At 74.4% G+C, this 8,657-nt stretch carries 3 pseudogenes; 1 reads left to right on the top strand and 2 read right to left on the bottom strand.

Annotation, left to right across the window (positions count from 1 at the left end):
- Positions 1–124, top strand: a pseudogene (locus ACWCO3_RS26745) (alpha/beta hydrolase); the annotation flags it as partial.
- Between the two features lie 27 nt (positions 125–151).
- Here ACWCO3_RS26745 and ACWCO3_RS26750 read toward each other — a convergent pair.
- Together ACWCO3_RS26750 and ACWCO3_RS26755 are read right to left on the bottom strand one after the other, a co-directional pair.
- Positions 152–1,117 (bottom strand): annotated as a pseudogene (locus tag ACWCO3_RS26750) (beta-ketoacyl synthase N-terminal-like domain-containing protein); the annotation flags it as partial.
- Between the two features lie 13 nt (positions 1,118–1,130).
- A pseudogene (locus ACWCO3_RS26755) lies at positions 1,131–8,591 on the bottom strand (type I polyketide synthase); the annotation flags it as partial.
- Between the last annotated feature and the right edge of the window lie 66 nt (positions 8,592–8,657).

Below are 8,657 nucleotides of genomic sequence, written 5' to 3' on the forward strand. Positions count from 1 at the left end.
CAAGCACCTCTGGGTGGGTGACGCGGAGACGGTGCTCGACGAGATCGTCCGGCGGGTCAACCCCGCCGTCGAGGTGCCACTGCCGACGACCTGGGGTGCCGGTGCCGTGCGCCTCGACGACGTCGATGTCGGCCACGGTGAGCCGGGCGTTGGCCAGCGCGGCCCGGATCACCCGCTGTTGGGCGGGGCCGTTCGGGGCGGTCAGGCCACTGGACGCGCCGTCCTGGTTGACGGCGCTGCCGCGCAGCACGGCGAGCACGGGGTGACCGTTGCGGCGGGCGTCGGACAGCCGTTCCAGCAGGACCATCGCGGCGCCCTCACCCCAGCCCGTGCCGTCGGCCGCTGCGGCGAACGACTTGCAGCGGCCGTTGGCGGCCAGTCCACCCTGCTTCGAGAACTCGACGAAGACCGACGGTGTGGCCATCAGAGCGACGCCGCCGGCCAGCGCCAGGTCGCACTCGCCGTCGCGCAGTGACTGGGCGGCCAGGTGGACCGCGACGAGCGACGACGAGCAGGCGGTGTCCACGGTGAGCGCCGGCCCTTCCAGGCCGAACGTGTACGAGATCCGCCCGGAGACCACACTCGCCGAGTTGCCGGTGCCGAGGTGCCCGTCGAAGCCCTGCGCCAGGGCGGCGACCAGCACACCCGTGTAGTCCTGGTTGTTGGTGCCGGCGAAGACTCCGGTACGGCTGCCCCGGGCGGCGGCCCGGTCGATCCCGGCCCGCTCGAAGGTCTCCCAGGCGATCTCCAGGAGCAGCCGCTGCTGCGGGTCCATGGCGATCGCCTCGCGCGGCGAGATGCCGAAGAAGCCGGGGTCGAAGTCACCGGCGTCGTAGAGGAAGGCGCCGGAGCCCGCGGTGCTGAGCTCGGACAGGGCGGCCAGGTCCCAACCGCGATCGGACGGGAACTCACCAATCGCGTCCCGGCCCTCGGTCACCAGGTCCCAGAGCTGATCGGGGCCCCGGACTCCACCGGGCAGCCGGCAGCCCGTCGAGACGATCGCGATCGGTTCGGGCGCGGGCGGGGCCGCCGGGGCTGCGGCGCGTTGCTTGAGCCGCTTGTTGTCGGCGAGCGCCGCACGCAGCGCCGCCACCACCTCGTCGTAACTCGTGGCCATCGTCTACTCCCCGTCAGCTCTCGGTGCCGTCGAGGGCGAGGCGGACCAGCTCGCTGACGTCGAGCTCCGCCAGGTCCTCACCGTCGTCGTCGGTGGCCGGCGGCGCGTCCGGCGCCTCCGGCCCGGTCTGTGCCAGGCCGAGCAGGGTGTCCAGTAGGCCGGCCGCGCGCAGCCGCTCCACCGGGATCCGGGACAGGACCTCGCGGACCTGCTGCTCCTCCGGGTCCCCCGCCGCCTCCGGGCCAGCCAACTGGTCGAGGACGTGCTCGGCCAGGACCAGCGGTGACGGGTAGTCGAAGATCAGGGTCGCGGGCAACGGCAGGCCGAGTTCGGCGGAGAGCGCGTTGCGCAGCTCCACACCGGTCAGCGAGTCGAAGCCCAGTTCCAGGAATCCGCGGTCGACGTCGACACCGCCGGGGGCGGTGTGCCCCAGGACGGTGGCGGCGTTCTTGCGGATCAGGTCGAGCACGACCCGCTCCCGCTCGGCTGCCGGCAGGCCGGTCAAACTGCGTCGCAGGGCGTCGGCGTCGGCGTCGTTCTCGGCCCCCGGCGTACCGGCGGTGAGCGCGGCCCGCGCCTCGTCGATCTCGTCGAGCAGCCGGCCGGAGCGGACCGCCTGGAACGGCAGCGCGAACCGGGCCCAGTCGACGTCGGCGACGGCGAGCGCCACCTCGCGGTCGTCGATGGCGGCGGCCAGCGCGTCGATCGCCGAGTCCGGGTTCATCACGGGCAGGCCGCGGCGGCGCAACTGCTCCTGGGCCGGCCCCTCGGCCATGCCACCGTCGCCCCACGGCCCCCAGGCCACGGCGGTGCCGGCGAGGCCGCGGCCTCGTCGGGCTTCGGCGAGGGCGTCGAGGTACGCGTTGGCTGCCGCGTAGGCGCCCTGCCCGCCGCTGCCCCAGATCCCGGCGATGGAGGAGAAGAGCACGAACGCGTCGATCTGTCGCTCCCCGAGCAGCGCGTCCAGGTGCACCGCGCCGGCGATCTTGGCGCGGACCACGGCGGCGAACTCGTCCAGGTCGGTGTCCCGCAGCGATCCGGGGGTGCCGACGCCGGCGGCGTGCACCACGGCGGTCAGCGGCAGGTCGGTGGGGACGCGGTCGAGCACGCCGGCCAGCGCGTCCCGGTCGGCGACGTCACAGGCCTCGACGGTCACCCGGGCACCGAGCGCGGTCAGCTCACCGGTCAGGTCGGCTACGCCGGGTGCGTCGGCGCCTCGGCGGCTGAGCAGGAGCAGGTGCTCGGCGCCCCGTTCGGCGAGCAGGCGTGCGACCCGCCCGCCCAGCGCTCCGGTGCCGCCGGTGACGAGGACCGTCCCGCGGGGACGCCACTGCGGCCCGGGGGTCGTGCCGCGGGGATGGCGGACCAGCCGGCGGCCGAAGATCGCCGAGGCGCGGATCGCCACCTGGTCCTCACCGCCGCCGGCACCGGCGCCGGCCAGCACGGCGCAGAGCCGCGAGCCGGCCCGGTCGTCGAGCTGGGGCGGCAGGTCGACCAGACCTGCCCACAGTCGCGGCTGTTCCAGGGCGGCGACCCGCCCGAGACCCCAGACCTGCGCCTGGGCGGGCGCGGCGACCCGCTCCGAGCCGCCGATCGCGACGGCCCCGCGGGTCACGCTCCACACCGGAGCGGTGGCCCCGAGCTGGTCGAGGGCCTGGACCAGTGTCACAGTGCCGGCGACACCCCTGGTGAGGATCGGGTGCGTGGGGTGCGGGGCCTCGTCGAGGGCGAGCAGGGACACGATGCCGTGCACCGGGCCGTACTCGTCAAGGGCCGCGCCGAGCCGCGCGGCGGTGCCGGCGCGGGTCAGGTCCGCCGGCGTCAGCGTGACGGATCCGGTCACCGCGCCGTGCCTGCGCAGCACGGCGGCCAGTTCGGCGGTGGGATGGTCGGGGGTGCTGACCAGCAGCCAGGTGCCGGTCAGCGTGGGCGTCCCGGTGGAGGACAGGGGCCGCCAGCGGACGCCGTACCGCCACCCGTCGATCGTCGAGCTCCGCCGGGCCTGTCGCCGCCAGACGGAGAGCGCCTGGACGACCGCCGGGAGGGTGGCGTCCGGTGGCAGGGCGAGTTCGGCGCCGATGCCGGCGAGGTCCGCGCGCTCGATGCGGTCCCACAGGTGCGCGTCGTCGGACGCGGCGGCCGGCAGGGCCCAGGAAACCGACCCGGGCCAGTAGTGCTGCCGCTGGAAGGCGTAGGTGGGCAGCTCGACCCGCCGCGCCCCGGGGTGCACGGCGACCCAGTCCACCGCGACGCCGCGGACGTGGAGCTGGGCGAGCCCGGCGCGCAGGGCGGTCGGTTGGTCGCGGTCGGATCGTTGCAGCGGTACGAACACCGCGTCGGTCACACAGTCCGCGCCCATCGCGGAGAGCACCCCGTCCGGGCCGATCTCCACGAAGGTGCTGACGCCGAGGCCTTCCAGGGTGGTGATGCCGTCGGCGAACCGGACCGCCTCCCGCACGTGCCGCACCCAGTAAGCCGCGTCCGGTGTCTCGGCGACCTGCCCCGTCACGTTGGAGATGATCGGAATCCGCGGCTGCGCATACGTCAACGTCGCGGCGACCGACGCGAACTCCGCCAGCATCGGCTCCATCAGCACCGAGTGGAACGCGTGGCTGACCGTCAACCGCTTGGACTTCGCGAAGTGCGCGGCGACCGCTGCCACCGCGTCGGCGGCACCGGACAGCACCACCGAACGGGGACCGTTGACGGCCGCGACGGAAACCCCGTCGACCAGCAGCGGCACCACCTCGGCCTCGGTGGCCCGCACCGCGACCATGACCCCGCCGGCGGGCAACGCCTGCATCAGACGGCCGCGCGCCGTGACCAGCTTCGCGGCGTCGGCCAGGGTCAGCACACCGGCGACGTGGGCGGCGGCGATCTCGCCGATCGAGTGGCCCACCAGGTAGTCGGGGGTGGCGCCCACCAGGCGGTAGAGCGCGACCTCGACCGCGAACAACGCGGCCTGGGTGTAGACCGTCTGGTCCAGCTCGTCGCCGTCGGCGATCACCGAACGCAGCGGTCGGTCCAGATGCAGGTCCAACTCGGCGCAGGCCGCGTCGAACGCGTCGGCGAAGACCGGGTAGGTGGTGGCCAGTTCCAGGCCCATCCCCGGCCGCTGTGAACCCTGACCGGAGAACATGAACGCCGTCCGGCCCCGCACGATCGACCCCGTGATCGGAGCCGGTGATCCGGCGGCCGTCGCCGCCAGCTCGGCACGGCCGAACACCGCCGCCCGGTGCCGATGCGGGGTACGCGTGGTGGCGAGGGAGAACCCGACGTCGTAGGGGTCCAGCCCCGGGTGCTCGTCCAGGTGGCCGAGCAGCCGCTCGGCCTGGTCCCGCAGCCCCTCCTCGGTACGCGAGCTGAGCAGCCAGACGCAGGGCCGTTGCGGGTTCGTGGCGGGGTCCGGGGCTGCCGGGATCGGGTCGCCCTCCAACACGACGTGGGCGTTCGTCCCGCTGATGCCGAACGACGACACGGCGGCCCGGCGTGGTCCGTCGCCCTCCCACGGCAGGGACCTGTCGAGCAGCGCGACCGCACCGGACTCCCAGTCCACCTCGGCGCTCGGCTGGTCCACGTGCAGCGTCCGGGGCAGCACCCCGTACCGCATCGCCTGGATCACCTTGATCACCCCGGCGACACCGGCGGCGGCCTGGGTGTGGCCGATGTTCGACTTGATCGAGCCTAGCCGCAGCGGGCGGTCCGCGGGTCGGTGCTGCCCGTAGGTGGCGAGCAAGGCCTGGGCCTCGATCGGGTCACCGAGTCGGGTGCCGGTGCCGTGCGCCTCGACGAGGTCCACGTCGGAGGGTCGCAGGCCGGCGTCGGTGAGGGCGGCCCGGATGACCCGCTGCTGGGCGGGCCCGTTGGGGGCGGTCAGCCCGTTCGACGCGCCGTCCTGGTTGATCGCGCTGCCGCGTACCGTGGCGAGGATCTGGTGACCGGCGGCCAGCGCCGCGGATCGGCGCTCGAGCAGCAGCATGCCCGCGCCCTCGCCCCAGCCGGTGCCGTCGGCGTCGTCGGCGAACGCCTTGCAGCGACCGTCGGCGGCGAGCCCGCGCTGGCGGCTGAACTCGACGAACCGGCCCGGGGTGGCCATCACCGTGACGCCGCCGGCCAGCGCCTGCCGGCACTCGCCCCGGCGCAGCGACTGGGCAGCGAGGTGCAGCGCGACGAGCGACGACGAGCAGGCGGTGTCGATGGTGACGGCCGGGCCCTCCAGGCCGAGCGCGTAGGAGATCCGGCCGGAGGCGACGCTGCCGGCGTTGCCGGTCATGGTGTGCCCCTCGACGCCCTCGGTGGAGCCGTAGAGCAGCGCGCCGTAGTCCTGGCCGTTCGAGCCGACGAAGACGCCGACCTGCTCGCCGCGGGCGGTCGACGGGTCGATGCCGGCGTGCTCGAACGCCTCCCAGGCGGTCTCCAGCAGGAGCCGCTGCTGCGGGTCCATGGCCAGGGCCTCGCGCGGCGAGATGCCGAAGAACTCCGGGTCGAACGCGGCGGCCCCGTAGAGGAAGCCACCCTCGCGGACGTAGCTGGTGCCGGCGTTGTCCGGGTCGGCGTCGTAGACGCTGTCGACGTCCCAGCCACGGTCGGCGGGGAACGTGGAGATGGCGTCCACCTCGTCGCGCACGAGCTGCCACAACTGGTCGGGGTTGTCGGCGCCGCCGGGGAAGCGGCACGACATGCCCACCACGACGATCGGGTCGTCCTGGTCGGCAGCGCCGACGGACATGCCCTGGTCGGCAGCGCCGACGGAGACGCCCTGGTCGGCGCTAGCGGGCTCGGTGTCACTGTCGGCGCCGAGCAGGCCGCTGAGGTGGCCGCCGAGGGCGAGCGCGCTCGGGTGGTCGAAGATCAGGGTGGCGGGTAGCCGCAGGCCGGTGGCGGCGGCGAGCGCGTTGCGCAGCTCGACAGCGGTGAGCGAGTCGAAGCCGAGGTCACGGAAGGCGCGTTCCGCTTCCACGCCGTCCGCGTCGGGGTGGCCGAGGACCGCGGCGGCGTGCCCGCGGACCAGGTCGACGAGCGCGGTGGCGCGGTCCCGGGCGGCCATCGACCGCAGCCGCCGGGTCAGGTCGCCGGATGGGTCGGTAGCGGTGGTCGCGGCGGCTTCCGGGATGGTGGCGAGGGTCGGGTTGGGGCGTACCGCGGTGAAGCCGGGGGCGAACCGCTCCCAGTCGACGTCGGTCAGGGCCAGCACCGGCTCACCGCCGCCGATCGCCTGGGCGAGACCGGCGAGGGCCAACTCCGGGTCCATCGCGCCCAGGCCGCCTCGGCTGAGCCGCTCCCGACGCACGGCCTCCTCGGCGAGGCCGCCGTCGCCCCAACGGCCCCAGGCGATCGAGGTCGCCGGTAGGCCGTCGGCGGCCCGCTGCTCGGCGAGGGCGTCGAGGTACGCGTTCGCGGCGGCGTACGCGCCCTGTCCCGCGTTGCCGAGGGTGCCGGCGAAGGACGAGAACAGCACGAACGCGCTCAGGTCCCGGTCCCCTGTGAGGTCGTGCAGGTGTTGGGCGGCGACGGCCTTCGGGGCCAGGACCCGGTCGATCCGGTCCCGGTCGAGGCTGCCGAGGGTGCCGTCGTCCAGGACGGCGGCCGTGTGGAAGACGGAGGTCAGGTCGTCCAGGCCGTCGATCACTGTGCGCAGGGCGTCCCGGTCGGCGATGTCGCAGGCGGTGATCGTCACCTGGACGCCGGCCTGTTCCAGTTCGGCGCGCAGGTCTTCGGCGCCGGGGGCGTCGGGGCCACGGCGGCTGACGAGCACCAGGTGCTCGACGCCGTTGCGGGCCAGCCAGCGGGCCGTGTGCGCGCCGATCGCGCCGGTGCCGCCGGTGACCAGCGCGGTGCCCGACGGCGACCAGCCGGCCGCGCCGGTCTGCGGGGCCCGGGTCAGCCGGCGGGTGTAGAGGCCCGAGGCGCGGACGGCGAACTGGTCCTCGTCGTCGCCGGCGGTGAGTGCCGCGACGAGCCGGGCCGCCGAGCGGGGGTCGGGCTGCGCCGGCAGGTCGACCAGGCCACCCCAGCGGTGCGGCTCCTCGAGGGCGACGACCCGGCCGAAGCCCCAGAGCGCCGCCTGTGTGGGTGCCGGGGCGGCATCGGAGCGGCCGACCCGGACACCGGACCGGGTGGCGAGCCAGAGCGGGGCGGTGACGCCCGCGTCCGCGAGCCCGTGCAGCACCGTGGACGTGTCGTGCACCGCGTCGGCGGCGGTCGCCTCGGCGAAGGGCAGCGCGAGCAGGGACAACACTCCGTCGACAGGCGTTCCCGCAACGGCGGTGGCGACCGCGTCGGCGACGGTGGTCCGCTCGATCGGGCCTTCTTCGATGGTCACCGGTACGGTCCGGGCACCGGCCTGCCGGAGGGCGTCCTCGACGGCGTCCGACCACTGTTCGCCGGTGGGGCGCAGAACCAGCCAGGTGCCGGTGTGGGTGCTCTCGGCCGGTGTGGTCCGGCTTTGCCAGGTGATCCGGTACCGCCAGTCGTCGAGGATGTGGTGCTGGCGTGTGCGGCGACGCCAGGCGGTCAGTGCGGGCAGCAGCTCGGTGCCGTCCCCGGTGATGCCCAGCGGGGTGAGGTCGCCGTTCTCGACGGCCCGCCAGAACTCGCTGTCCACCGGGTCCGCCAGGCTCGTCGCGCCGCCGGGGGTGGGCCAGTAGCGCTGGTGTTGGAAGGGGTAGGTGGGCAGGTCGACGGTCCGGGTGGCCGGGATGACGGTGGTCCAGTCGACGGGCGCGCCCTGCACCCATGCCTCGGCCAGCGACCGCACGAACCGCTCGGGGCCGCCTTCGTCGCGGCGCAGCGTGCCGACGGTGGTGGCCTCGATCGCCCCGGTGAGCACCGGGTGGGCGCTGACCTCGATGAAGATCCGATGCCCCGCCGCCTGCGCGGCCTGCACCGCCAGGTCCAGGCGCACCGGCTGCCGCAGGTTCCGGTACCAGTAGGCGGCGTCCATCTCCCCGCCGTCCTCGACTGTCGAGAACACCGGCACCGCGCCGGCCATGGGCTGCACCCCGTCGAGCAGACGGGCCAGCTCGGCCTCCACCGGTTCGACCAACGCGCAGTGCGAGGCGTAGTCCACCTTCACCCGCTTGGCCCGCACCCCAGCCACCTCCGCAGCGGCCAGGAACGCATCCAGGTCCGCGCCGGCCACCACCACACTGGTCGGACCGTTGACGACCGCGACACTCACACCCTCGGTCAACAACGGGGCGACCACGTCCAGACCGGCGCTGACCGACACCATCCCGCCGCTGCCGGACAGGGCAAGGAGGGCCTTGCTGCGCAACGCGACCACCTTCGCGGCGTCACTCAGAGACAAGACTCCGGCGACACAGGCCGCCGCGATCTCGCCCTGCGAGTGACCGATCACCGCATCGGGGGTCACACCCTTGACCCGCCACACCTCGGCCAGGGACACGTGCACCGCCCACAAGACCGGCTGCACCACATCCACCCGCTCCAACGGATCGTCGGAGCGCAGCACGTCGAGGCGCCTTCTCCCGGATGCGGTTTCAGGGGCGACGGGTGGGGCTGCTGTCGCTGCTGTTGA

The organism is Micromonospora sp. NPDC002411 (genome assembly GCF_053592955.1).